This is a genomic window from Synechococcus sp. YX-04-1 (genome assembly GCF_030546365.1).
Taxonomy (GTDB): domain Bacteria; phylum Cyanobacteriota; class Cyanobacteriia; order PCC-6307; family Cyanobiaceae; genus Parasynechococcus.
Genome location: NZ_JAUONZ010000028.1, coordinates 1 through 515 on the forward strand (window position 1 = coordinate 1; position 515 = coordinate 515).

Sequence of the window (515 nt, forward strand, 5' to 3'; positions counted from 1 at the left end):
CTACCTCCGGGCCGGTACTGGAAAAGGCCGGCGACCTGGCGGCCATCCTCACCAACCTGGAAGAGGGTGATGTGCTGTTCGTGGATGAGATCCACCGCCTGTCACCGGTGGTGGAAGAGATCCTCTATCCCGCCATGGAAGATTACCAGCTGGATATCATGATCGGTGAGGGGCCGGCGGCCCGCTCCATTAAACTGGATCTGCCGCCGTTTACCCTGGTGGGGGCCACCACCCGGGCGGGCCTTCTGACTGCCCCCCTGCGTGATCGATTCGGGATTGTTCAGCGGCTGGAGTTCTACTCCGTGGAAGATCTCTCCGGGATTGTGATTCGTGCCTGCGACATTCTTGCCATTCCCATTGATGATGCCGGCGCCCTGGAAGTGGCACGTCGTGCCCGTGGTACGCCGCGCATTGCCAACCGGCTGTTGCGCCGGGTGCGCGATTACGCGGAAGTGAAGGGCGAAGGGCGAATTACCGAAGCCATGGCCCAGCGTGCGCTGGACATGCTGGAAGTG

The 515-nt window shown here is 62.1% G+C and carries 1 protein-coding gene; it reads left to right on the top strand.

All coding sequences use genetic code 11. The features are described from left to right. Nucleotides 1-515 (top strand): Holliday junction branch migration DNA helicase RuvB (gene ruvB / locus Q3Y53_RS13080; RefSeq protein ID WP_303536818.1); only part of this gene is annotated, 515 nt, incomplete at both ends.